The organism is Weissella sp. ESL1177, from assembly GCF_058107185.1.
In genome coordinates this window covers 1266220-1291942 of sequence record NZ_CM176591.1, presented here as the reverse complement: position 1 = coordinate 1291942, position 25723 = coordinate 1266220, and the positions used below count along the sequence as shown (strand labels likewise).

The window sequence follows — 25723 nt, the reverse complement described above, 5'->3', positions numbered from 1 at the left end:
AAATCATGGCGAAAGATAAGCTGATTGGTATTGATTTAGGTGGTACGACCATTAAATTTGCTATTATGACTGCAACTGGAGAAATTCAACAAAAGTGGTCAGTTCAAACAAATATCTTGGATGAAGGTAGTCATATCGTGCCAGATATTATTGAATCAATTAATTATCATCTTGATTTATATCAATTGGATAGAGAGCGAATCATTGGTGTTGGTATGGGAACACCAGGAACTGTTGACCAAAAAACAGGAACTGTTCAGGGTGCCTTTAATCTAAATTGGAAAGAACCTCAAAATGTGAAGGCTGATTTAGAAGCTGGGTTAGGCTTTTCTGTGGCCATTGATAACGACGCAAATGCGGCAGCCTTAGGAGAGCAATGGCGTGGTGCTGGAAATAACCAACCTGAAGTTGTCTTTGTGACACTTGGAACAGGTGTTGGTGGTGGTCTTGTTAATGATGGTAAATTGATTCATGGTGTCAAAGGTGCTGCTGGTGAAATTGGTCATATGATTGTTGAATCGGGTGGTTATCTATGTACTTGTGGTAACTATGGATGTTTGGAACAATACACTTCAGCAACTGGTATTGTACACTTAGCACATGATTATGCAGATGCCTACGCTGGTGATTCAAAACTAAAAGCCTTAGTTTCAAATGGTGAAGAAATCACATCAAAAATTGTTTTTGATTTGGCTAAAGAAGGTGACTATCTTGCTAATGAAGTTGTTGATAAGGTCTCATTCTATCTTGGTTTGGCAACTGCAAACATTGCCAACATGTTAAATCCATCAGCCATCGTTATCGGCGGTGGGGTATCAGCAGCCGGTGACTTCTTGTTAAACAAGGTCAAAAAGAATTTTGATGATTTTGCTTTTAAGATGACACGCCATGTGACAGAAGTAAAGTTAGCAGAATTGGGAAATGATGCAGGCGCATATGGTGCTGCATCACTTGCATTACAAGCACAAGCCTAAAAAAACATTGAATGATTTGTAACAAATTGTTACAAATTATTTTTTTGTAAAGTTTCATTAATTTCTTAAAGGAAACTTCATAAATGGGCATAATCACTGCTATGACAATGTTTTTAAGTGTTTTATAAGCTGGTAATTAACAAGTGAACCCTAAAGCTTTATTAAAATACTGTTATATCAATGTAACTCGGATGTTAAATCAACTTGTTATGATAAACACATCATTGATAGAGCAAACATAAATCAAGGGGAATGTAAACAAATGACTTCAAACACACAACGTTCAAACAAAAGCTGGCTTATTGCGGCAGCAACGGCAGCAGCCGCAGCTGTTTTGCCAATGACACACACAACCACTGCATCTGCTGATGAAACAAAAGATAACCAAGATACGCAAGCTTCTTGGCGAGCAAAGACAGTTGATGATGTAAAAGCTGTGCTATTAACAGCTGGTAAAGAATATACAGTTCAAGAGGGAGATACACTATCAACGATTGCCTCTGCAACTGATTTATCAGTTGATGATATTGCCAAGGCAAATGGTGTGTCAGATGTTAATACGATTCACGTTGGTGAAGTGTTGAAGTTAGATGCTTCAGCAAATACATCAGATAACAAGACAACGACTAATACTAACGCAGAGACAACAGCGACTTCACAAAATGTTGAGAAGACGACTGCACAAGCAACAACAACGACTGCAGCACCAACATACAGTACGGCAGGTAATTCATATCCTGCTGGTCAGTGTACATGGTTCGTCAAGAATGCTTTGTCATGGGTTGGTAACAACTGGGGAAATGCTTCTAATTGGGGTGCATCAGCAGCCGCAGCGGGTCGTGTGGTTAATGGTCAACCAGCTGTCAACTCAGTTGTTGTCTTTGCACCAGGTGTACAAGGTGCTGGTGCATTAGGTCACGTTGCTGTTGTTAATGCAGTTAATGGTGATTCAATTACAATTTCTGAAGGTAACTATGCTGGCTTGGCATATCACACACGTACGATTTCAGCTTCAGGTTTGACATTCATTCATTAATTATTACCCTTAAATAATAATTGAGAAATAACTTTCAGAGGTTAGGATGTTTTCCTAGTCTCTGTTTTTGTTTGCTGATCATATTGGATACTGAGAAGTTTAAAAGATTTCTGGTAAGATTTCTGATATGATATTATAAGTATGAGTTAAGAAATGAGGAATTATAGCATGTGGATAACGCTATTTACGATTATTTTACTTTGGTTATTGTGGATTGTTGGTAACAGATTATGGACTAATTATTTACTAAAAAAATCTGCAACGGTGCTTTCATCTGAAGATTTTGAAACACAAAGTCATGGGCATGACATTGTGGATATTCGTGAGCCGGCTAAGTTTAAGTCAAAACATGTCTTTGGCGCACGTAATATTCAATATATGATGTTAAAAGACAATCATACTGCTTTACGTAAAGACAAGCCGGTTTTCTTGTACGATGAGAATATGCAATTTGTTTCTCGTTTAGCAAAGGCTTTAAAAAAAGATGGGTACGATCAAATTTACGTATTGAAGAATGGTTTTACAGATTATAAAGGTAAAGTAAAGTCAAATCAGTAAAATAAAAACCAGCTAGACAATGTGATATTAGCCGTTGATAGATAATTTATCTATGAAAGCTAATCGTTCCTCTAGCTGGTTTTTTGATATGATATAGGCAGTTAGAAACGGCTACCATGTGATTGGGCAGCTTTACGAGCGGCTTTACGCTCGGTCTCCTCAAATTTTTCTTCTTCATCGGTGATTGGTTTCACAGCAACTCTGTGAAAAGTAACAGCTGCAGTTGCAGCTGCGGCAATTGTGCCAGCAACGCCAGTTAGAATTCCAGCCCCAAATTTTTTCATACGATGTTCCTCCAAATACTTATTAAGATTATTCTAACATATTTAACAGCATTTAATAAATAGAGGTATTTAAAATGCACTTACTTAAAAAAACAATTATTGCTCATCGTGGTATGCATGACCATGACGTACAAGAAAATTCATTAATTGCTTTTCAACGAGCGATTGATCATGGTGCTGAAGGGCTAGAAGTTGACGTACAACTGGCTAATGGTCGCTTAGTGTTGAAACATGATGTTAATCAAGATGATACTTCGGTTTTACCAGTATTTACTGACTTTCTAACGGTTATCCAACAAACTCATTATCAAGGTTTCTTACTCATTGAATTAAAGGGTAATCATGGAGCCAAAACATTATATCAACAATTAAAAGCGGCAGCATTGTCTAATCCAGTCATGTTACAATCATTTCAAGAAAAGCCATTGCGAGAATGGCGCTCTTTGGATAAAGAGATACCAATTGGTTATTTACGTCATTATCCAAATTTGAAGTGTTGGCAGTTAGCCAGGGAAAAGATTATTCAACAAGTTAATTTAGATTACCGCTATATGCCACTACGTATTTTATTACCATGGTGGTTACCAACTTATTGGTGGACTATCAATCGACCAACAGTGACATGTGTACTCATGCATGTACCAGTTGCTGCAGTTATTACCGATGATATTATACAGGCAACGAAGTATCGAAAAAGGATATAAAAAGTTATGCAGAAGATTGTAGTTATTGTTGGTCCAACAGCAGTGGGTAAAACAGCATTATCAATTGACATTGCCCAAAAATTTAATGGTGAAATTATTTCGGGTGATTCAATGCAAATTTATCGCCATTTAGATATTGGTACAGCAAAAGCAACACCAACAGAACAAGCCGCTGTACCACATCACTTGATTGATATAGCTGAACCCACTGAGAATTATTCAGTTGCAAAATTTGTTTCAGCAGCGCAACAAGCCATTACGGCTATATGTGAACGTGATCATTTACCAATTTTGGTTGGTGGGACTGGTTTTTACGTTCAAGCCTTACTAGGTGATCGACCATTGGCAGTTATTCCCGATGTTGATGATCCAGAGTTTGTGCAACATTGGCTAACTGTGGCTCATGAACAAGGAGAACAGGTTGTTCGTGAGGCTTTAAAAAAAGTCGATCAAGTGAGTGAAAAAAGAATCTTGCCAGGACAGATTCGACGACTCGTGAGAGCATTACTTGTAACAACGCATACACAGCAACCCTTTTCATCGTTACAACCACAACCTCACCGACGGTATGATGCAGACATTATTGGTTTAACGACTGAACGTACTATCTTATATGAAAGAATCAACCAACGTGTTGATCAAATGATGGTGTCAGGAATTTTAGCAGAAGCCCAAATGGTGTTAGATTTACCAGATGATAGTACTGCCAAACGTGCGATTGGGTATAAGGAATTATTTCAGTATCTTGAAGGAACGGAATCTTATGAGGTGGCAGTTGCAAAATTAAAGCAAGCATCACGGCGCTATGCGAAACGTCAAATGACCTGGTTTAATAATCAATTTAATGATATCCATTGGTATGACCTGGTGAAACAACCTGCACAACTAGACCAAATTATGGACCAATTATCAGATTTCATGTTAGAATAGCTGACATTTATAAACATATCGCTGTCAGAGAGTGGTAATATGCTAGTCATAAGGGAGGTCAGTAAGATGAGTGGACGAGAATTACGACGTGATTTAGCTGTCTTACCGATGAGTGTTGTCAGAGAATTAACAGGCTTATCAGATCGCCAAATTCGTTATTATGATCAGCAAGGTTTGATTGAGCCACTAAGAGGGGCCGGCAAGCAACGACGCTTTTCATTAAACGATGTTGATCGTCTACTTCAGATTGCTGAATATTTGGATGCTGGTTATTCTGTGGCTGAGATTCGCGAAGTTGATCAAAAACAGCAAAGAAAGCATCCAGGTGAACCTTCAGAAGAAAGTTTGCGTCATATGTTAGCTGATGAATTATTAAATATTGGACGATTTAACGGACAACAGAAGTTTTAAAGCATGTTTAGGATAAAGGAGAATTGAACAAATGGTACGCAGAGCATATACAAAAGATGATATTCGACAGAAGATTGCAGATGAAAATGTTGAATTTTTACGTTTACAATTTTCAGATGTTTTTGGCACAATAAAAAATGTGGAAGTGCCCGTTTCTCAATTGGAAAAAGTCTTAGCTAACAAATTAATGTTTGATGGTTCATCAATTGAAGGTTTTGTTCGTATTGAAGAATCTGACATGTATCTTTATCCTGATTTGTCAACGTTTATGATTTTCCCCTGGGCAACTGATGAGCATGGTGGTAAAGTCGCACGTTTGATTGCAGACGTTTATACAGCTGATCGTGAACCATTTGCTGGTGATCCACGTAATAACTTGAAGCGTATTCTAAAGCAGATGACTGATGATGGTTTTACTACTTTCAATATTGGTACTGAACCTGAATTCTTCTTACTAAAAATGGATGAAAATGGTAAGCCAACCATGAACTTGAACGATAAAGGTGGTTACTTTGACTTAGCACCATTGGATATGGGTGAGAATACTCGTCGTGAAATTGTGCTTGAGATGGAAAAAATGGGCTTTGAAGTCGAGGCAGCGCATCATGAAGTTGCTCCTGGACAACATGAAGTTGATTTTAAGTATGCTGATGCGTTAGATGCCGCAGATAATATTCAGACATTTAAGATGATCGTTAAAACAATTGCACGTAAGCATGGGTTGTATGCCACATTCTTGCCAAAGCCAATTTCAGGTATTAATGGTAATGGTATGCACACAAACATGTCTTTGTTTACCGAATCAGGAAATGCCTTCTATGATGAAGATGGTGAACTACAGTTATCTGAAACAGCCTATCGTTTCTTAGGTGGTATTTTGTCACACGCAGCCAACTTCACAGCAATTACTAACCCAACAGTTAATTCGTATAAGCGTCTAACGCCAGGTTATGAGGCACCTGTGTACGTTGCTTGGTCAGGTTCTAACCGTTCACCAATGGTACGTGTGCCAGTTTCTCGTGGTAATTCAACACGTTTGGAATTACGTTCTGTTGATCCAACAGCTAATCCATATCTAGCATTTGCGGTTATTTTGGCAGCAGGATTAGATGGTATTGAAAATAAGCTGGAGCCAAGACATGCAGTAGATCGCAACATTTACTTAATGGATGAAGCTGAACGTCGTCGTGCCGGTATTACTGATTTGCCAGATACGCTTCTAGAAGCAATTAATAAGCTGGGTGATGATGAAGTCGTCATGGATGCGATTGGCGAACACATGGGTCGGACTTTTGTCGATGCTAAGCGTCTTGAATATCAAGCTTATCGTCGTGAAGTTTCACAGTGGGAAATTGACACATATCTAGAACAATACTAAAATTTCTTAAAAACTTATAAAAACAACGCTAACTTGACCCTGAGTAGCGTTGTTTTTTAAGTTAACGATGTATGATAGTAGTAGGCCATATTTTAAGAGCCAAATCTAATAGCATTTATTAATTTTATAAAGTAGGAGGGGTTGAGATGGAAAGTACGCCATACATTCAGACAGATCTACCGTCAAATCAATCCGTATTACAACAAAAGTTACAAACAAAGTTGGATTATTTGACAAATATTCAATCAGCGGTTGTCGCAGGAGATGACCGGCAAGTTTATGAGTTGCTAGATAGTCAAAAGTATGATTTAAAAGTACGTCAAAAGTCAGAGGCTGAGACAAATCGTCCACTAGCGGTATTGGTTGATGATATGCAAGATGAACTAAGTCATCATTTAGGGCAAAAATTAATTAGTTATTTATCTGAGAAATTTCCGTTTTTTTATTATGAGGAAACACAATTAGGCGTTTTTCAGTTGTTCTTTGGTAATTGGTGGGATCGTCGTCATTTCGGTGTATTAGATCCGCTAGCTGTGAAATTTATTTTTAACGATGATGAGTATGAAAAACTAGTTAAAGCAGTCGAACTATCCGCAAAGGGACAGCGTTATAATGCCGAAGTGATTGAAGATACAACCCGCGCTAATGAGACATTACAGAAAATCGTAGACGAACAAAATCAACGTGATGTTGAACGGACACAGTTGTTGGCACAATTGTCAGCTTCTGAAGAACGTGGGGGGTTATTTGGCAATCGTGGCCAATCTGAGCAACGTGAGGTGTTAAAAGAACGTTTGAAGCATTTAGATGCGGCAGATGCAAAGGCACAAACGGTACCAGCATTAATTGCTGAAAATAACACACAAATTCTAAATTACTCAAAAGAAGATACCATTCTAATTTATGAGCAACGAGCTATTACAGATACGTTTGGAACATTTGAAAACTTCCAACAAGCTGTTGGTAGCTTATATGAAAGTTATGTAGGCGGGTTAGCAGCTACTTCCGAAAAGGAAGGTGTTTAATATGACTGAACATTTACAGAAGCGCGTTGATTCATATATTAATATTTTGGCGGATGATATTGGTCGTATTCAACAATTACTTGCTCAGGTGAATGAGCTAACCAATGCGACTGATTCTAATAAAGTACATTTATTAGCACAGCAATTGACAACAGCAATTTTGGACACTGAATGGGTTGTGGTACCACGACAATATTCGCAAGCTGATTGGTACATGTTAGCTTTAGATCGGTTTCTGAGTTTTGCGAACGTCACTGGTTATGATGTATTAACGCCAGCAGATCGTGAAGAACTAACATTAGTTTTTTCGGATTTAGATGAGCCAGCAACTTTTGAGTTTGAAATTAATCATGATCATAATGGCGGTGCATACTTTAAAGAATTAGGAACTGATAAGCGATTGTTTTACTGGTCACTAACACGTAAGCAGATATATTTTAATGCGCAGGCCATTACTGATTTATTGGTTGGTAATTTTCGAAAGAAGACGACAGCAGCACGGATTCGACCAATTGCGATATTGATGACCACTTTTGGTCGTTATATGGAACAAACGTTTGGATATCAAGTTGACTATAATATTTTGGAAACAAAGGATGATTTTTTGTATCCATTACAACAAAAAGAGATGCCAGCGGGTATTTTAGATCGGTTATTTGTTTTATCAGCTGATTCTGATTATTTCTTACAAGCTATTCCAAATGGTGCTGGCTTGATGCTGGAAAACAATGTTGAAGTTCGGATTTTTTATGTGAATGATGCGACGGCAACAGATGCTCAGCGTTGGCATTTCCAAGTTATTGATGGTCAAGACAATATTTCATGGTTAGATGTTTTACTAGACTATGATTTTATTGGTGCTTGGTATCTTGTTGAAAGGCAATATATTGAAGTAGAAAGTGCACCATTAGTATTTGAACAAATGACACCAAAGCCAGGTGAAGACGAACAGCCAAGCGTTGAAAAAAAGGTGATTGAACCAGAGGTCTTATCACCACAATCAATGGCAACTTCTGAGGAGTCTGAATAGTATGACTGAGTTAGACATTGCAAAATATTTACGACAAACACGAAACATGCTACCTGAAGTCAGTGTACAATGGGCAACACCGATTGGACCGAAACAGATATTATTAAATGATTATCTTAATTTAGATGTCACTTTAAGTCAGTTGATGTTACAGACGCAGGCAGTCTTAGTAAATGTTCCTAGTGAACAAATCACTGGTCCACATGAAGAAATAATAACGACATATGCTCGGGCATTCGTACAATTTCTAGCCGTAAGTTTGAAAGCACAATGGACACACTTGATGGTAATGACAGATGATGATATTGCGCAATTCGAACGTTTCCCACAACGACATTTGGCGCATCAATTTATGGGGATTAAGACGATGCTCTTGAATAGTTATCACCAAAAACGCCAAGATGATTTTTCACATGCCTGGCGTTCTTTCTTGAAATTAGGTCTTATAGAATTAAATTTGTCACAGTATGATTTACATGTGGCAATTCAAAAAAATTTTAATGCGAACTTTGCTTGATTCATTATGCAAATAAACGTACAATAGATGAGGCGGATGCATATTTGCTCCATCTATTTGATATGCAACTGTAGCACAACTGGATAGTGCACTCGGTTTCTACCCGAGCGGTTGTGGGTTCGAGTCCCACCAGTTGCATTTAGGCACATTTTAATAGATTTTATTGATAACCCTTGTTATACCGGCTTAAACGTTGATGTATCAAGGGTTTTCTCTTGCTTTTTCACTCTTTTTAAGTGTCGTAAAGTATCGCAAAATATCGTAAAATATCACACGATTTACTACAAATTTGCTACTAAGCTTATTTTTGTAGCACTTTTGTAGCACTTATTTTAGGTAATCAGTTTGTTATCATTGAATTTGGTCAATGATTAAGTTATAATTATATACGTTGTGTTTGTGGAATCTCACAAACTGCAACCACTCATGTCCTGTATTAAGTGATTCAATGAATCCGCGGGTATTGGTGAGTCTAAGTTTTTTACAAAATTTTTTATGGAGGTCTACAGACTCATGGCAGCATATGCAATCATTGAGAACGGTGGAAAGCAATACAAGGTTTCTGCTGGTGACGTTATTTACGTCGAAAAATTGGACGCCGCAGAAGGTGACAAGGTTGTCTTTGACAAAGTTGTCTTCGCTGATGGCAAATTAGGTGCACCTTACGTTGAAGGTGTTACTGTTTCTGGAACTGTTGAGAAGCAAGGTAAGGAAAAGAAGGTTGTTACTTTCAAGTACAAGCCAAAGAAGCACTCACACGCTAAGCAAGGTCACCGTCAGCCTTATACTAAGGTTGTCATTGACTCAATTGCCTAAGCCATCGGATAGGAGGATTTAAATCATGCAATTAAATTTGAATAACTTGACGATGCTTGCTCACCACAAAGGTGGTGGTTCATCAGCCAACGGTCGTGACTCAGCTGGTCGTCGTCTAGGTACAAAACGTGCTGACGGTCAAGACATCAAAGCTGGATCAATCATTTACCGCCAACGTGGTACTCACATCTACCCAGGTGTAAACGTTGGTCGTGGTAACGATGATACATTGTTTGCTTTGACTGATGGTGTTGTAAAGTTCGGTCGTTTAGGCCGTGACAAGCGCCAAGTATCAGTTGTATCTCGTGAAGAATACAAAGAAATTATTGCTAAGTAATTAGCTGATAAAATGACCTTACTAATTTCGATTAGTAGGGTCATTTTTTATATTTTTATGAAATTTGTTTAAAAAAAATATGTCGATATTTTGAAAAGTTTTAGATGGAATTATTAATATCAATAAAATACGAAATAAATTTAATTATATATTTTATAAAAATAGTTGTTTTTTTTGTGAAATAATAATGACAAAAAAACGTTTACATTCCCAAATATCAGACTTAAAATAACAAAAGAGCCATAATAAGATACTATGGACACAATAAATTTCAGGAGATAATAATCATGAAAATTAAGTCAGCAGTTTTAAATGGTGTGAATGAAGAATTTCAGTTAACAGATATGATTTTGGATGAACCTCAGTCTGGCGAAGTGTTAGTGAAAATTGTCGCTTCAGGTGTTTGTCATACGGATGCGACGGTAAAAGATGGGACGCTACCAATGCCATTTCCAGCAGTTCTAGGACATGAAGGTTCCGGAATTATTGAGCGTGTTGGTGAGGGCGTTACTAATTTTAAACAGGGTGACCACGTTGTTGTTGGCTTTGCTTCATGTGGTGAATGCCAGTTTTGTCGTGCAGGCATGCCAGGTGCCTGTGAACGTTTTAGTGAGTTGAACATGGGTGGTGCTATGCGTGACGGTTCACACCGTATTCACACCGTCGATGGTGATGATGCCAGTGTATTCTTTGGTCAATCATCATTTTCAACATATGCAATCGTTCAAGAAAACAACTTAGTGAAAGTTGATAAAGATATGGACTTACGGATTCTAGGTCCTTTGGGTTGTGGTTTCATGACAGGAAGTGGTACAGTTTTGAATTCTTTGCAACCAGAACCTGGTTCAACATTGGTTGTCTTTGGTACAGGAGCTGTTGGTTTGGCTGGTATGATGGCTGGTGTTATTTCTAATGCATCACATGTTATTGCCGTTGATATTAATGCTGAACGTCTAGAAATTGCTAAGAGCTTGGGTGCAACTGAAACAATTAATAGTGCTGAAGTAGATCCAGTGAAAGAAATTATGAGCATTACTAATGGTAAAGGTGCACAGTACGCTTTGGATACGACTGGTGTACCAGTTGTTATTAATAGTGCCATTAAAAGTTTAGCAATAAAGGGTGAATTAGCAACAGTTGCCGTTGGTAAGAAGCCAGTTTCAGTTGATTTTACAAATGACATTGTAACTTTCTCACGCACAATTAAGGGTGTTATTGAAGGCGACGCTATCCCACAAGAATTGATTCCTAAGCTGGTTGATTTCTACCACAAGGGTCAGTTTAAGATTGATGAATTGAGTAAGTTGTACGCCTTTGAAGATATTAATCAAGCATTTGAGGATTCAAAGAATGGAACAACTATTAAGCCAGTCCTTGTCATTGATGAGTCATATACGGCTTAACCAAATAAGTATAAAATAGCTTAACTTTTAGAACTCGTGTTTATGTCAGTTTAACAAGTAGATTGATTTGGCATCATTTTTATTATTAGCAGATGCAAATGTTATCAATTGAATTGAAAATTAACTCATCATTTATGGCACATTTTTGTGTCAATAAATGATGGGTTATTTTTTTGTCGTTGGTCTAATATTTTAAAAAAGTGAGTGCGACAAAAGACGTTTAAAGGGCGTCAATCTACCAATCAAATTGATAGGTAGATTGACGCCCTTTTAGCTGGTTACAACGACTGCTGTCCAACCCGCATTTAATAATGATATAGTCATTATTAAATTAATTTACATAAAGCCGACGGAATTCAGTGACGTAGTCATTTGGCAAACCAATTCCTTCTTGTAGATAATGATTAAAGCTACCATAGTTTTTAATAATCGTTTCTTTAGCATGCGTTAGATAATCACTGTCAACGTTTAAAGCAACAGCCAACGCATCCCTCTTATCATGACTGACGCGCTTCAAAATAGCTTCATTGGCTGCGTGACGTAATTTGTTTGTCTTTAAATAATCTGTCATGATTTGTTGTTCAGTGGCACCGGCAATTTTTAAAATAATTGCAGCCGCAAAACCTGTTCGATCTTTACCAGCAAAACAGTGAAATAATATCGGTTGTTTGTTAGCAATAATATCTTCAAAGAAAAGGCGATAGTTTTCTTGTGCAGAGGGTGTCATGACTAATTCTTCATAGGTTTTTAACATACCAAGACGGACATCAATGTTACCATCAGTGATATTATTCATATTTGCGAGATTTTGAGAAGCTGATTGTAAAATATCTAAATTTTCGATTGTTACAAGTGGTAACGTTGTATCCGGCATGCGAGTAACTTCATTTTTACTTCTGAAATCGTACACCTTGCGGATACCACATTGATTGGTTAAAAAATGAACAGTTTCAGATGATAAATTTAGTAATTGGCCGCTACGATAAAATATACCTGGTACCAAGTGATGATCATTAACTGAGATACCACCAATATCGCGAAAATTTACAGGTAATTGTTCTGACATATGTTCCTCCATTCATGATCCTATAAAATAGGGGCTAAGTTAATGTGTTATATCGGCTAAATAATTATAATCATTAAAAGTGCAAAGTATCAATAATAATTTAAAACTAATCAAAAAAATTAACTTTATTTGATAAATATAACAATTTCATCCAATATATGATGTTGCTAACTTAAGTTTCATTTGAGCCTTATTTAACCTCTATGAAAGTTCGTATACATAGAATATAAATATTCGCAATGTAGAAATTATTCGTGAAGTGAGGAACAATATATTATGAACTTTGTTAAACGGGCAGGGATTACCCTGTGGGCTCGAAAAGGTCGCACCATTCTTTTGATAATTACTGCCAGTATCATCTTAATGTTTGTGATGGCTGGGTTGATTATTCAAAACGCTGCGTTAACATCAGCTAAAACAGCAACAAATACGATTGGATCAACAGTCTCTTTGTCACAAAATCGTGAAAAGATGATGAAAAAAATGCAACAACAGATGGCATCATCATCTTCGAATACAAAAAAGCCGGCAATGACGCAAGTGACAACGACAGTTACAAAAGTTAAAAAAATTGCATCATTGTCTAATGTTGCGTCTTATAATATTTCAACAAGTACATCTGTTAATGCAAGTGGTTTTAATACAGTTTCGACAACGTCATTATCAAATAAGAAAGGTTTTGGTGGTGGCAGTTTTGGTAGTTCTTCAAGTATAGGTAACATTCAAATCAACGGTGTTAGTACCACAAATGGATCATCTAATTTTTCAGATGGTACTGCAAAAATTGTTAGTGGGCGTGGCATTAAAGCTACTGATGAAGGGACTAACAATATTGTTATCGAATCTGAATTGGCATCATCTAACAAACTAAAAGTGGGTGACAATATTAAGGTTGCGGCTGTTTCTAATTCATCAAAGAAAACAACAATGAAAATTGTTGGTATTTATAAAGCGACAACGACGACAGATGGCTTTTCACAGCAAGATCCCTCAAATACAATTTATGCCTCATATACGTTATCAAATCAGTTAGCTGGTACTGAAGGTAAAGTGTCAAATGTCACTTATACAATGGCGGATTCTTCCAAGACAAAAGCATTTATAGCGACTGCTAAGAAAATTTTGAATGATTCAAATATGACATTAACAAGTGATGCTTCATCATATAAAGCTGTCGCAAAACAAATGAAAGGCGTTGCTAGTTTTGCTTCAAAGATTGTTTGGGTAGTTGCTATTGCTGGTATCTTAATTCTTGGTCTAATTATTTTGTTGATGACGCGTGAACGTCGTCGCGAAATTGGTATTTTAGTCTCTCTTGGTGAAACAAAAGGCAAGGTCATTGCACAATTATTTACTGAATTATTAATCGTGTTAGTTGTCGCACTTGGTATTGCAACTGCAGCAGGAACAGCCGTTTCAGGATCGATTTCGGATAAGCTAGTGCAACAACAACAAAATTCACAACAATCTGCGATGGGTCAGGGAGCACCAGGCGGTCGGATGAATAAGTCCGGCGGTCAAGGCAGTGGTGCACCTACTGGTGGTGATATGCATAATGGTCGTATGACACAAACAACCGCAAAATCAGCAACGATTAACACGGTCTTAACGCCTGCATCTGTTGCTGAATTAGGTGGTATGGCCATATTGATTGCGTTGCTATCGGTTAGCGGTGCGGGATTTACTATTCTACGGATGAAACCAAAACAAATTTTGCAAGCTGATTAGTGCAAGAACGGAGAAAATATATGACATTAACAATTAAAAATCTAACACATTGGTATACGGATGAATCAAATATGCTATATCGTGATGTTAATCTTGAATTTGAAGCTGGCCAGTTTTATGCCATTGTCGGTGAATCTGGTTCGGGAAAAACGACAATCTTGTCTTTTTTAGCTGGGTTGGATTCTCCGCGAGCAGGAGAAATTGCGATTGATGGTGAATCAATTAATAAAATTGGGTTAACGAAGTATCGTCAACGTTATGTGGCGACTATTTTTCAATCATATAACTTGTTAACATCAATGACAGCATATCAAAACATTGAAACAGCATTAGCAGTGACTAATTCTTCACATAAAGGTGATCGTCAATATATTTTAGAGCAATTAGCGAAGGTCGGCATTAATGAAGAAAAAGCTTTGAAAAATGTGCAGAAGCTGTCTGGCGGCGAACAACAACGTGTTGCCATTGTTCGCGCTTTACTAGTTGATGCGCCAATTGTTGCTGCTGATGAAGCAACTGGTAATTTAGACCATGAAAATTCCGAGTTAATTGTGACGTTATTTAAAGAATTAGCACATAAGTATGGTAAAACAGTTATTTTAATCACACATGATCGTGAAGTTGCTAAAGAAGCAGATGTTCAAATTGTGTTGAAAGATCATCAATTTACAGTCAGTGCACCATGATTATCACAGAAATAAAATAAATAGCGATTAGATTAAGCAACGCAACTTTTAAATCAGTTGCGTTGCTTTTTATATGCCGTAAACGATACGAGAGAGAATGTGTGATTAATTTTGAATAACCTATCTTAATAATCATTTATAATATTGTGCACTGAAGTTCATATCATAATTAGCCCAGTGCTAAGTTAAAAATCACTTATAAAAAATGAAGTGTTGATTATAATAAAAAACTTTTTTAGCCACAATGAATAAAAAGGTGTACAATAAAAAATGGCTTAAAAGAAAGGTGGTAATTTAATGAATATGCAAGAGCCAGCTATTGAAAAAAAGCACCATTTGATACAGTACGCAAATGGTCCCTCTCTAGAGGAAATTAATGGTACTGTTGAAGTGCCTAAGGGTAGAGGCTTCCTTAAGACACTATTTATGTATTCAGGACCTGGCGCTTTGGTGGCGGTCGGATACATGGATCCCGGAAATTGGTCAACTTCGATTACGGGTGGGCAAAACTTCTCGTATCTACTAATGTCTATCATTCTAATGTCGAGTTTAATTGCAATGTTGCTACAATATATGGCAGCTAAACTGGGCATTGTAAGTCAGATGGATTTAGCGCAAGCAACTCGGGCGCGCACAGGGAAAACGCTTGGTTTTATTTTATGGATAATGACTGAGCTAGCAATTATGGCTACTGATATTGCCGAGGTTATTGGTGGCGCGATAGCACTTTATTTGTTATTCAATATTCCGCTAGTCTTAGCTGTTTTCTTAACGGTATTTGACGTCCTATTGTTACTACTGTTAACTAAAATTGGGTTCAGAAAAATTGAAGCAATCGTTGTTTGCTTAATTTTAGTGATATTAGGGGTATTTATTTATCAAGTCGCTTTATCTAATCCATCATGGGGTGCAGTGTTTAAGGGATTGATACCTACTGGACAGACATTTTCGTCATCACCAGAAGTTGCTGGTATGACCCCAATTACAGGAGCGTTAGGAATTATTGGTGCAACTGTGATGCCACATAATTTATACTTACATTCTGCTATTTCACAGACACGTAAAGTCGATCATAACGATGAACAAGATTTAGCACGAACTGTTAAATTTTCTACATGGGATTCAAATATTCAATTATCATTAGCCTTTGTGGTTAATTCATTGCTTTTGATCATGGGTGTGGCCGTCTTTAAGTCTGGTTCAGTTCAGGATCCTTCATTCTTTGGTTTATATGATGCTTTATCAAATACATCAACTTTGAGTAATGGTATTTTAATTCATGTTGCCAAGTCAGGTATCTTGTCAGCATTATTTGCGGTTGCCTTACTTGCTTCAGGACAAAATTCTACGATTACTGGAACTTTAACGGGACAAGTTGTTATGGAAGGATTCGTACATATGAAGATGCCCCTTTGGGCTCGACGACTAGTGACACGTTTAATCTCCGTTATTCCAGTGCTAATTGCTGTTGTGACAACAAGTGGTGAGAGTGAAATTAAACAACATGTGGCCATAAATAACTTGATGAATAATTCGCAAGTCTTCCTAGCTTTTGCCCTACCATTTTCCATGATTCCATTATTGATGTTGACAAATAGTAAAACTGAAATGGGTGATCGTTTTAAAAATAGATTATGGGTCAAGATTTTAGGGTGGATTTCTGTTCTTGGATTGATCTTCTTAAATATGAAGGGGTTGCCAGATTCTATCGCAGGCTTCTTTGGTGACAATCCAACTGTTGCCCAAACAAATTTGGCAAATACAATTGCTTATATTTTAATTGGATTAATTGTTATTTTACTGATTTGGACGATTTACGATATTTATCGTGGTGATAAGCGCTTGGCAGAAGCACAACAAGCAGTTAATGATAATTAATAAAGAGGGGAATAATGAATGATAGATGATGCTGTTAATAGAACTTTTAAAAAGGTATTGGTGGGAACAGACGATTCACAGGACGCACAATTAGCATTTCAATATGCAATTTCATATGCGAAGTCAATTGATGCAAAATTATTTATTGTGTCTGTTCTTGAAGAGGATACGATGAATGTGTATCAAGCTTTAGATGATGATTACATTCATGGTGAAAGAAAAGATCTTGAAGAACATTTGCTTAAATACAAACAAATTGCGGAAGATGCCGGTGTTCAGCAAGTAGAAACGGTCATTGGTGAAGGCGATCCTGGTAAAACGATCGTTCATGATGTTATGCCACAAATACAACCAGATTTGTTGATTATTGGTTCGTTTGATAAGAAAGGTGTTGCACGTCATTTTGGTAGTCAAGCAGCTTATATGGCGAAATATTCGCCAATTCCTGTTTTGATTATGAGATAGTCATTAATAAAATTTGTTGTATAGTTAATTAATTAATCAGGGTCTTACGAAAAATCTTCGTAAGGCCCTGATTTTTTTACGCTTATAAAACACCTGTACTGAGGTAGTGCAAAGTGATTTCAGCCATTTGTTTAGGTGATTCTTTTGTACCAGAAAGAATCCATTCGGAAATGATGCTAAATATGGCACCAATTATTACATATAGGCGATATCGCTCAATCGAATTGGCTGGCATATCACCAATTGTTGTAATGATTTGATCGGAAAGTAATTGATAAAAATAATCTGAAAGACCATTTTTAAGTAGCAGTTTAATATGATTTTTTTCATTATAAATGAGTTCAAAACTTTCCTGAACGCCAGGCAAATCATTTTGTTTATTTAACAATGGATTACCTTTGGGTGGGTATTGACGATTATTTTGTAGTCGTTGGAAATAATAAATCAGAATGTCTTCGATATTACTAAAATTACGATAATAACTTGCTCTAGCGACATGTGCAGTTTTGATTAATTCGGTTACTTTGATGCTAGAAAAAGATTTTACTTGTAATAAATCAAATAATCCATCAACTATTTGATTTTTAACACGTAAATTTTCTTGTTGACTATGGTTCATGGCATTCCTCTCTGATACAATACGACGCTTCTTGTTTCACTGATACATATTGTATCACGATTGATTCAATGTTAGTATGTAAAATGTTGACTGAGACATTATGTATCAACAGATTAATGAACTGAGGAGAGAAGAAATGAAAGTAGATCAGCATGGTAATCGCTATAATCGAACAGTTGTGTTGATTGTGATGATGATTGCAGCAATGTCTGGTGGGTTAATGCAAACATCGTTAGGAACGGCATTACCCACGTTAATGCAGGCATTTGATATTAATTTGGCAACGGCACAGCAAGCAACAACATGGTTTTTGCTTATGAATGGCATGATGGTGCCCTTGTCTGCTTATTTAGCAAATCGATTTTCAACAAAATATTTACACGTTATATCATATAGTTTGTTAACGATTGGGGTATTAATGAGTATGTTAACACCCGAAGACGCAGATTATTGGTGGCTATTTGTTGCAGGTCGAATTGTGGCAGCAATTGCAGTAGGTGTGATGTTGCCATTGTTACAAGTTGTCATTGTGAATATGTATGAACCTAAAGAGCGTGGTGTCGCAATGGGATTAATGGGGTTAGTGGTTGGAATGGCACCTGCATTTGGACCAACACTAACTGGTTTAATCCTAAATAAGGATCACACAATTTTTGGATTGACCATTTCTAATAATTGGCAATCAATTTTTATTCTGCCATTAATCTTAATTATTATTGCCACAATATTATCGCCGTTCTTTATTCGTGATGTTTTGAAAAATAGATCAGTAAAATTGGATTTGATTTCTATTTTGACATCGACAATTGGTTTTGGCTTATTCCTCTGGGGTTTTACGAATGTTAGTTCAGAAGGTTGGGGTGACTTAAGCCAAGTTATTTTACCAATCATCATAGGAATCATTATTTTGTTAATTTTTGGCTGGCGACAGTTAAAATTACCTGTACCGTTTCTAGATATTCGTGTCTTTTTAAAGAAGGATTTTACAATCCCAACGATTGGCCTGTTACTCGTAACAATGGCAATGTATGGTGTTGAAATGATGTTGCCTACATACTTACAAAATGTGCGCGGTTTATCACCATTAGATTCGGGATTGACACTATTGTGGGGAGCCTTATTTATGGGATTTGTTAGTCCCATCGCCGGTGTTTTATATAATCGTGCAGGTATTAAGCGACTATCATTTGTTGGTTTCTTTATTTTGTTTTTAGGAACCTTACCATTTATATTCTTAACTGAACAAACGCCAACTGTGATTATCACTGTTTTGTATGCTTTGCGGATGGTTGGTATTGCTTTGTTAATGATGCCGTTAACAACGGCTGCTATGGATGCACTACCTGATGAGCGAGCTGCAGATGCAACAGCAGCAAATAATACGTTACGACAAGTTTCTAGCTCAGTTGTCGTCGCATTAATGACGTCAATTGTTCAAAATGTGATTAATAACAACACACCAAGTAACGCATTGAAGCAAACAGCACCTTTAAAATATGCAAAACGGGTGTTAGATGCATCCTTAGATGGTTTTCAATGGGCATTTATTATTAGTTTAGGTTTTGCTATTTTGGGATTGATCTTTGTTTTCTTTATGCAAAATAAAAAGGAGGCATAAACATGATTCTTTGGATAATTGTTATTTTAATGGTATTAACTGTTGTCAGTTTGTTATTAATTAAAAAAAAGGTCATTCGTTACGGATTGGGTGGCATATTTGCCATATTATTAATCGGATCAGTGGTGGCCTTATCGGCTAATATGTCTAATCACTTTGGTATGAAGAAATTGACAAATACAAACACAAAGCAGATTTATTCAGCAGCCCCTCAAAATTTGCCCGTGAATATATTGATTGTTAAAAAAATTGAAAATCATCATTATGTTCTTATCTATAAAGATTCAGCAAATGCTAAACAAGCTACTGCCCATTTTGCACCTAACAAAGATGATATGATCAATAGTTTGAAAAAATCAGCAACTTTTAAAAAGTCGTCTGATACGCAAGCAACAGTATTAATCAAAACAACAAAATGGCAATATTCATCCGATTTTACTGCGTGGTTATTTAAGTTTAAAAATGAAGATAGACTCGTGGAAGAAAAGGCTGTTGCTCATGTACCACAAACTTGGCAGATTGTTGAAAAGTAATATGATGTACAGGTGTTGTCATAATTAACGGTCTGACATTGCAGAATTGTACTGTCTCAGCAAGTGTGACTAATTAAACAAAAATAAAAAATTAATTAATCTCGACAAGCTAATTAAAGCTATTTTATTTAAAATTAACCAGTAGCGAAATAAATGAGGTAAGATAGAAGTAATATTTCTGCTGGAGGGAAAATAGATGGTTAATTTATGGGCTCATCTCGTGACTTGGCTAGTATTAATTATTGTGGCATCTTTGGCAATTTTTAATTCAAATAAAAAAGTGCGTATGATTAGCATGATGATTGCTCGTCTGTCGTATATTGTCGCAATTGTAACTGGTATTGGCCTATTTCATTATGCATACCAAGAACGACCAATACTAACAATTATTAAAATTGTGTTGGCTATATTGTTGATTGGTATAATTGAAATGGCATTTGCTAAGAAAAATAAACAACGGTTAAACAGGAATCTTGGCATCATCATCATTGTATTGATTCTTTTGCTTGGTTTATTTGGATTGTATCTAGCAAGTGGTTTCCCAATCTAACTTAATATGATTGAAAAAAGATTATCGAAAATTGTTGATAAATTGTACAACAATTTTCGATTTTTTTATGTTTTATGTCAAATATGTTTTGTAAAAACGACGATTCAACATGGTGTGCATATTGTATACTAGAATTATGAAAAATTCTGCGATTGAAAAATTTAATGTTGATCAATTAACAGCTGATCAAAGACAACAATTAACGGCAATTGAGAATTATGTACAACGACAATTGCCAAAAGCGACTGCCAGTGTGGCGGTACTTGAAGGAGTTGCTGGGACTGGTAAAAGTGTAATATTAACAAAATTATTTGAAAAATTACAGGCTGGTACAAAGGATCCTGTAAGCCCATATTATGGTTTGAAAAATAAGTTTACTGTGAATCATCCCGAATTATTGAAGGTTTATCAAGAGTTATCACAAACGATACCAAGTTTGAAAAAGGGTGATTATGTTCGACCAACGACTTTAATTAATCAGGCACACAAAAATCATGAATACTATGATGTTATTGTGGTGGATGAAGGACATTTATTGTTATCAAAACCAGAACCCTATATTCGCTTTAAACAAGATAATCAATTAAGTGAATTAATTAAAATTGCGAAAGTTGTGATTGTTGTTTTTGATTTTCAACAAGTGATGCAAAGTAAAATGTATTGGGATCGATCATTACTGGCACAATGTTTAGCACCATATGAACATCAAACATTTACATTAGCGATGCAGTATCGCATGCAAGCACCACTGAGTGTACAAAATTGGATTCAGGCACTGTCGATGGGAAAATTGTTACCATTACCAGTGGACACTGGTAATTATGAATTAAAAGTGTATAGTCGTGCAGCAGATATGTATGAAAAAATCAAAGAACGGCAGGCGACAGCAGGTTTGTCACGCATGTTAGCAACAACAGGTTTTGAACGGCGTACACCAACTGAACATCATGTTTATTTGGATGATTTTGATTTACCTTGGGATGAATATGACGTCCAAAAGACACCCTGGGCAGAAAGACCAAATTCAATTAACGAAGTAGGATCTATTTATACGATTCAAGGATTTGATTTAAATTATGCGGGTGTCATTTTGGGACCGCCATTTCGATACGATAAGAAACATGATTGTTTATTTATTGATACAACGAAAGTAACACATCGTGAAATATATAAGAAAACGCCTCGAGTGACAAATCAGGACGATTTGCAACAAATGCAGCAAGATTTGATGTTTCATGTTTTGAACGTTTTACTAACACGTGGTGTGAAAGGCTTATATTTAACAGCAGCCGATGATGCTTTGCGAACACGATTATTAGAACTAAGTAAAAAAGACTAAGAAAAATCCATTCTTAGTCTTCTATGCTTTGGATACAGGCAAACAGTTGGGGTATGACACCACTGTTTAACCTGTATCTTTCAGTATACGCTAAAGATTGTTCAAAAGGTAACAAATTACAGATTTTAAATGAGAAAATCGTTTCAATAGTGAGACAATTTAAAATTGAGATGGAGGACAAAGATGAATTCCTGGCATGAAGAAGACTTACAACGTGCTTTTGCATTAGCTAATGATGCTGTCTATTTTGCAACAGCTGATGGGCAAACGAAATATTATGCTTATGGTAAACAGGCTGAGCTAATGGGAGGAACGTTTCAAGAGGTTCAAAAATGGTTATTACAGCGACAAGCAGTAGAAAATATACCAATTTTTGGTGGCATGGCATTTGATGGCCAATTAATGCCGGACACACAATTAATGAATGGTTATTTCATACAACCAGCCGTTGTTTATGATGTGAATCACCGGAAAATGATTGGGCAACCAATTGATTTTGTTCGTCAAAATTTCGCTGGGACATCAATGATTAAGACCGTGCAGGATGAAACGGATTGGACAATTAGAATTCAAAGTGCAATCGATGATATGCGTGAAAATCAACGACATGAAAAAGTCGTATTAGGACGTCAACGACAGATTAATTTATCTGCGCCATTAAATGAACTCACTTTGTTAAAAAGTCTACAAGCAACACAACCACATAGTTATCATTTTGTTTTGAAACACGCTGGGGAACTCTTTGTCTCAGCAACGCCAGAACGTCTGGTAAAGGTTACTAACGGTAAATTAGCAACAGCAGCAGTTGCTGGGACAATTAAGCGTGGTTCAGATGCTGTCACAGATCAAACATTATCAGATGCATTATGGCATGATCAAAAGAATCGCCTTGAACATCAGACAGTTGTGACAACGATCAAAGAACGTTTGCAGGCTGCAAATGTTCATCATTTAAAGATGCCAACAGAGCCACAAATTATGAAAAATCCGCAAGTACAACATTTGTATACACCAATTACAGGGGATTTAACTTCAAATGTTAATGTATTAAATCTTGCGGAACAGTTACATCCAACACCAGCACTGGGTGGTAAGCCGCAAGCATGGGCGCTTACCACAATTAAACAAATTGAAAACAAGCCACGTGGCTTGTTTAGTGGACCAGTTGGTATGATTCTACCGAATGGTGATGGTGAATTTATTGTTGGCATTAGATCAATGTGGTACCGCGACCAGTTAGCAACTTTATTTGCAGGAGCAGGTATTTTAGCGGAGTCTGATGCAAAAATGGAATATCAAGAAACAGACTTAAAATTATTACCAATGATGAAATTATTAAAGGAGCAGTCAAACAATGACCGATAATTTGACAAACAATCTCAAACATTTATTAATGGCTCTAGTGTTACAAGGCGTTCATGATTTTGTGGTTTCACCAGGTTCTAGAACAACGCCCGTTGCTTTATTATTGGCAGAAATGCAACAAATTCGTGAGGATGTACGTGTCACAGTTGATGTTGACGAACGTTCGGCTGCTTTTTTTGCGTTAGGCATTGCAAAAACGACGCATCAACCAGTCGCTTTATTAGCAACCTCAGGGACAGCAACTGGTAATTATTTACCAGCCATCATGGAAGCTAGTTTATCGCATATTCCTTTAATTGCATTAACAACTGATCGCCCAGAAGAGTTGCAAGATGTTGGTGCCCCACAAACAGTTCATCAAAATAATTTATATGGTGTGCATACAAAATCATTTACAGCGATTGCCATGCAAGATGATCATGAGGATGTGACGGCATACATTGACTATCATGTACAAGAATTAGTTGGTCTTGCAACGACTCAACCAATGGGACCAGTACAAATTAATCTACCCTTGCGGAAACCCCTAATGCCAGAGTTAGGTATTTCATGGCCAACAGTAACACCGCAAAGAATTTTAGTTGGTCAGCGACAAGCGAGCTGGCAAAATATTCAAGCAATTGCCTCATTATTACGTAAACGTAAAGCAATGATTTTGTTAGGGCCAGATGAAGTTGGCTGGGATATTGAAAAGCTGCAACAATTAGCTGCGCATTATCAACTACCAGTGTTGGCGGACGTTCTCAGCAATTTCCGACCAAGTGAGTTTGCAATCAATGGTATCGATAGTTTGTTAGCAGCTGGTGTGATCAATCATGATTTCGTACCAGAAATTGTGTTACGTTTTGGTGGAACACCAGTGTCTGCGAAGGTAGTTGCGTGGTTAAAAGACCAAGCAATTCCAGTTATTCAAGTTGGGCAAGAACACGCAGGACATGATCATGGACGCCATGCACATACAACGCTGCTTGCAGATGTTGATGCAGTGGTTGCTGATTTATTAGCAGAGCCAGGTGTCAAAGATGCCACTTTCTTAAACCAGTGGCAACATTTATCACAACAGTTAATGGCGTTAGTTGCAAAAGAACAACCAACGATGACGGAGTATCAACTACCATTAGCATTAGCTAACTTGCCTGAGAATGCACAATTATTTATTGCGAATTCAATGCCTATTCGGGACATGGATAATTATTTTGTGCCACAACATGCCGTTCAAATTGCAGCTAATCGAGGTGCTAATGGTATTGACGGGACAGTGTCATCAGCATTCGGTATGGCCATGTCCGGTCAACCAACAACATTACTTACGGGAGATTTAACATTGTTTCACGATATGAATGGCTTAATGTTAAGCCATCAGGCCCATGTTCCCATGACGATTGTTGTTATTAACAACCAAGGTGGGGGTATCTTTTCGTTTTTGCCACAAGCGCAAGCAAAAGCGTATTTTGAACCAATGTTTGGCACACCCCTACCAATTGTCGTTGAACGAGTGGCACATTTATATGATGCTGAATATAAACTAGTTGATAGCTTAGAACGATTAGGTGAATTAATTCATAAACCAGCTACGCGCCTGCGCATTATTGAAGTTGTTACAGATCGTGAACAAAATGTAGTCGCTCATCAAGCACTAACGACAGCGATTACTGAGGCATTTTCATGAAAAAAGTGATAACAATTAATGACTATCCATTTGAAATGGATATTTTAGGGACTGGTCAACCAATCTGGTTATTCTGCCATGGCTTTATGGGTAGTAAGGCGGATTATCAGTCAATCCAACCAACAGGAACACGGATATATTTAAATTTATTAGGTTTTGGGGTAAACGCACCTACTGTGAGCCAACCGCAGCAGTTTGACGTGTATCAACAAGTGATGAGTATACGTTATCTTTTAGAGCAACTTGATATCGTCCACGTTAATTTAGTCGGTTATTCAATGGGCGCACGTCTTGCTTTAGCTTTCGCTATTTATTGTCCAGAGCGTGTCCAATATTTAGTGCTAGAAAGTGGTACCGCTGGCTTAACAACGCAACCCTTACGTCAAAAAAGGGTGATTGCAGATACAAAGAAAGCAGATTATGTTCAGCAAGTAGGCATGACAGCCTTTGTCACTGAATGGGAACAATTACCTTTATTTCAAAGTCAGCAGATGTTATCAGAAACACAGCGACAATTTATGCATCATCAACGTGTTCATCAAAACGCGGTGAATGTCGCGAATTCACTGAGGTATTTTGGAACAGGAGCAATGCCTAATTTCTGGCCACAATTACAGTCAATTCAAATACCAGTGACATTAATTACAGGCGAAAACGATCAAAAATTTACGCGTATTAATGAGAAAATGGCTGCACTGTTATCAAATGTCGTGTGGCAATCAGTGAGTCAGGCAGGTCATAACGTTCATTTTGAACAACCGCAATCGGTAACCAGTATTTTAAATCAAATAAATAGTTAATGTT

General features: G+C 37.0%; 27 protein-coding genes, 1 tRNA gene and 1 other annotated feature. Of the genes, 25 read left to right on the top strand and 3 right to left on the bottom strand.

Annotated elements, in window-relative coordinates; all coding sequences use genetic code 11:
• Window positions 1-5 precede the first annotated feature (5 nt).
• The 3 genes from AC3B5D_RS06295 (at window position 6) to AC3B5D_RS06285 (ending at window position 2568) form a co-directional block, all read left to right on the top strand.
• Window positions 6-974, top strand: a complete 969-nt coding sequence (locus tag AC3B5D_RS06295; protein ID WP_489840870.1) for an ROK family glucokinase — start codon at window positions 6-8, stop codon at window positions 972-974.
• Between the two features lie 262 nt (window positions 975-1236).
• The gene (locus AC3B5D_RS06290) at window positions 1237-2010 is read left to right on the top strand and encodes a COG3942 and LysM peptidoglycan-binding domain-containing protein (protein ID WP_489840871.1); all 774 of its coding nucleotides are present in this window, start codon (window positions 1237-1239) and stop codon (window positions 2008-2010) included.
• A 168-nt stretch (window positions 2011-2178) separates the two neighbouring features.
• A complete protein-coding gene (locus AC3B5D_RS06285; protein WP_489840872.1) occupies window positions 2179-2568 on the top strand; it encodes a rhodanese-like domain-containing protein in 390 nt (129 codons plus the stop codon).
• Between the two features lie 101 nt (window positions 2569-2669).
• Here AC3B5D_RS06285 and AC3B5D_RS06280 read toward each other — a convergent pair whose 3' ends face one another.
• Window positions 2670-2852, bottom strand: coding sequence for a DUF3042 family protein (locus AC3B5D_RS06280; protein ID WP_489840873.1), 183 nt, complete (start codon window positions 2850-2852; stop codon window positions 2670-2672).
• 74 nt (window positions 2853-2926) lie between these two features.
• Between AC3B5D_RS06280 and AC3B5D_RS06275 the strand changes: the two genes are divergently transcribed.
• The 11 genes from AC3B5D_RS06275 to AC3B5D_RS06225 all read left to right on the top strand — a co-directional run bounded on the left by AC3B5D_RS06275 (window position 2927) and on the right by AC3B5D_RS06225 (window position 11403).
• Window positions 2927-3556: a glycerophosphodiester phosphodiesterase gene (locus AC3B5D_RS06275; protein ID WP_489840874.1), complete on the top strand. Its 630-nt coding sequence runs from the start codon at window positions 2927-2929 to the stop codon at window positions 3554-3556.
• A gap of 6 nt (window positions 3557-3562) precedes the next feature.
• The gene (gene miaA, locus AC3B5D_RS06270; protein WP_489840875.1) at window positions 3563-4486 is read left to right on the top strand and encodes a tRNA (adenosine(37)-N6)-dimethylallyltransferase MiaA; all 924 of its coding nucleotides are present in this window, start codon (window positions 3563-3565) and stop codon (window positions 4484-4486) included.
• A gap of 66 nt (window positions 4487-4552) precedes the next feature.
• Entirely contained in the window at window positions 4553-4897 is a 345-nt protein-coding gene (locus AC3B5D_RS06265) for a MerR family transcriptional regulator (protein WP_489840876.1), read from the top strand.
• A 31-nt stretch (window positions 4898-4928) separates the two neighbouring features.
• Entirely contained in the window at window positions 4929-6275 is a 1347-nt protein-coding gene (glnA, locus tag AC3B5D_RS06260; protein ID WP_489840877.1) for a type I glutamate--ammonia ligase, read from the top strand.
• A gap of 146 nt (window positions 6276-6421) precedes the next feature.
• Window positions 6422-7300: a hypothetical protein gene (locus AC3B5D_RS06255; RefSeq protein WP_489840878.1), complete on the top strand. Its 879-nt coding sequence runs from the start codon at window positions 6422-6424 to the stop codon at window positions 7298-7300.
• A gap of 1 nt (window position 7301) precedes the next feature.
• Window positions 7302-8330: a hypothetical protein gene (locus AC3B5D_RS06250; protein ID WP_489840879.1), complete on the top strand. Its 1029-nt coding sequence runs from the start codon at window positions 7302-7304 to the stop codon at window positions 8328-8330.
• 1 nt (window position 8331) lies between these two features.
• Window positions 8332-8847 carry a dUTPase gene (locus tag AC3B5D_RS06245; RefSeq protein ID WP_489840880.1) on the top strand — a complete coding sequence of 172 codons (516 nt, stop codon included), beginning with the start codon at window positions 8332-8334 and terminating at the stop codon, window positions 8845-8847.
• Window positions 8848-8911: 64 nt separating this feature from the next.
• Window positions 8912-8985 (top strand) — tRNA-Arg (locus tag AC3B5D_RS06240).
• 270 nt (window positions 8986-9255) lie between these two features.
• Window positions 9256-9331, top strand: a sequence feature (ribosomal protein L21 leader region).
• 29 nt (window positions 9332-9360) lie between these two features.
• Window positions 9361-9663, top strand: coding sequence for a 50S ribosomal protein L21 (gene rplU, locus AC3B5D_RS06235; RefSeq protein ID WP_489840881.1), 303 nt, complete (start codon window positions 9361-9363; stop codon window positions 9661-9663).
• Between the two features lie 25 nt (window positions 9664-9688).
• On the top strand, window positions 9689-10000 hold the full coding sequence (gene rpmA / locus AC3B5D_RS06230; protein ID WP_002827793.1) for a 50S ribosomal protein L27: 312 nt from the start codon (window positions 9689-9691) through the stop codon (window positions 9998-10000).
• Window positions 10001-10287: 287 nt separating this feature from the next.
• Complete coding sequence (locus AC3B5D_RS06225) at window positions 10288-11403, top strand: NAD(P)-dependent alcohol dehydrogenase (protein ID WP_489840882.1); 1116 nt, start codon at window positions 10288-10290, stop codon at window positions 11401-11403.
• Window positions 11404-11734: 331 nt separating this feature from the next.
• On the opposite strand, the gene AC3B5D_RS06220 is transcribed toward AC3B5D_RS06225, so the two are convergent.
• The gene (locus tag AC3B5D_RS06220; protein ID WP_489840883.1) at window positions 11735-12469 is read right to left on the bottom strand and encodes a tyrosine-protein phosphatase; all 735 of its coding nucleotides are present in this window, start codon (window positions 12467-12469) and stop codon (window positions 11735-11737) included.
• A gap of 276 nt (window positions 12470-12745) precedes the next feature.
• On the opposite strand from AC3B5D_RS06220, the gene AC3B5D_RS06215 reads away from it, so the two are divergent.
• The 4 genes from AC3B5D_RS06215 to AC3B5D_RS06200 all read left to right on the top strand — a co-directional run bounded on the left by AC3B5D_RS06215 (window position 12746) and on the right by AC3B5D_RS06200 (window position 17226).
• A complete protein-coding gene (locus tag AC3B5D_RS06215; RefSeq protein WP_489840884.1) occupies window positions 12746-14197 on the top strand; it encodes an ABC transporter permease in 1452 nt (483 codons plus the stop codon).
• A gap of 20 nt (window positions 14198-14217) precedes the next feature.
• Window positions 14218-14883 (top strand): ABC transporter ATP-binding protein, encoded by a 666-nt coding sequence (locus AC3B5D_RS06210; RefSeq protein ID WP_489840885.1) that lies wholly within the window; start codon window positions 14218-14220, stop codon window positions 14881-14883.
• A gap of 297 nt (window positions 14884-15180) precedes the next feature.
• Window positions 15181-16761, top strand: a complete 1581-nt coding sequence (locus AC3B5D_RS06205; RefSeq protein WP_489840886.1) for an Nramp family divalent metal transporter — start codon at window positions 15181-15183, stop codon at window positions 16759-16761.
• Window positions 16762-16779: 18 nt separating this feature from the next.
• A complete protein-coding gene (locus AC3B5D_RS06200; protein WP_489840887.1) occupies window positions 16780-17226 on the top strand; it encodes a universal stress protein in 447 nt (148 codons plus the stop codon).
• Window positions 17227-17308: 82 nt separating this feature from the next.
• Here the strand turns inward: AC3B5D_RS06200 and AC3B5D_RS06195 are convergent, their stop codons facing one another.
• Window positions 17309-17845 carry a TetR/AcrR family transcriptional regulator gene (locus tag AC3B5D_RS06195; RefSeq protein ID WP_489840888.1) on the bottom strand — a complete coding sequence of 179 codons (537 nt, stop codon included), beginning with the start codon at window positions 17843-17845 and terminating at the stop codon, window positions 17309-17311.
• A gap of 136 nt (window positions 17846-17981) precedes the next feature.
• On the opposite strand from AC3B5D_RS06195, the gene AC3B5D_RS06190 reads away from it, so the two are divergent.
• The 7 genes from AC3B5D_RS06190 to menH all read left to right on the top strand — a co-directional run bounded on the left by AC3B5D_RS06190 (window position 17982) and on the right by menH (window position 25719).
• Complete coding sequence (locus AC3B5D_RS06190) at window positions 17982-19463, top strand: DHA2 family efflux MFS transporter permease subunit (protein ID WP_489840889.1); 1482 nt, start codon at window positions 17982-17984, stop codon at window positions 19461-19463.
• Window positions 19464-19465: 2 nt separating this feature from the next.
• Window positions 19466-19996, top strand: coding sequence for a DUF4811 domain-containing protein (locus AC3B5D_RS06185; protein ID WP_489840890.1), 531 nt, complete (start codon window positions 19466-19468; stop codon window positions 19994-19996).
• Between the two features lie 196 nt (window positions 19997-20192).
• Window positions 20193-20546, top strand: a complete 354-nt coding sequence (locus tag AC3B5D_RS06180; protein WP_489840891.1) for a YisL family protein — start codon at window positions 20193-20195, stop codon at window positions 20544-20546.
• A 121-nt stretch (window positions 20547-20667) separates the two neighbouring features.
• Window positions 20668-21885 (top strand): DUF2075 domain-containing protein, encoded by a 1218-nt coding sequence (locus AC3B5D_RS06175; RefSeq protein ID WP_489840892.1) that lies wholly within the window; start codon window positions 20668-20670, stop codon window positions 21883-21885.
• A gap of 183 nt (window positions 21886-22068) precedes the next feature.
• On the top strand, window positions 22069-23250 hold the full coding sequence (locus tag AC3B5D_RS06170; protein WP_489840893.1) for an isochorismate synthase: 1182 nt from the start codon (window positions 22069-22071) through the stop codon (window positions 23248-23250).
• The gene (gene menD, locus AC3B5D_RS06165) at window positions 23240-24919 is read left to right on the top strand and encodes a 2-succinyl-5-enolpyruvyl-6-hydroxy-3-cyclohexene-1-carboxylic-acid synthase (RefSeq protein ID WP_489840894.1); all 1680 of its coding nucleotides are present in this window, start codon (window positions 23240-23242) and stop codon (window positions 24917-24919) included. Before AC3B5D_RS06170 ends, menD begins: the two co-directional genes overlap by 11 nt.
• Complete coding sequence (menH, locus tag AC3B5D_RS06160) at window positions 24916-25719, top strand: 2-succinyl-6-hydroxy-2,4-cyclohexadiene-1-carboxylate synthase (RefSeq protein ID WP_489840895.1); 804 nt, start codon at window positions 24916-24918, stop codon at window positions 25717-25719. Before menD ends, menH begins: the two co-directional genes overlap by 4 nt.
• The last annotated feature ends 4 nt before the right edge of the window (window positions 25720-25723 follow it).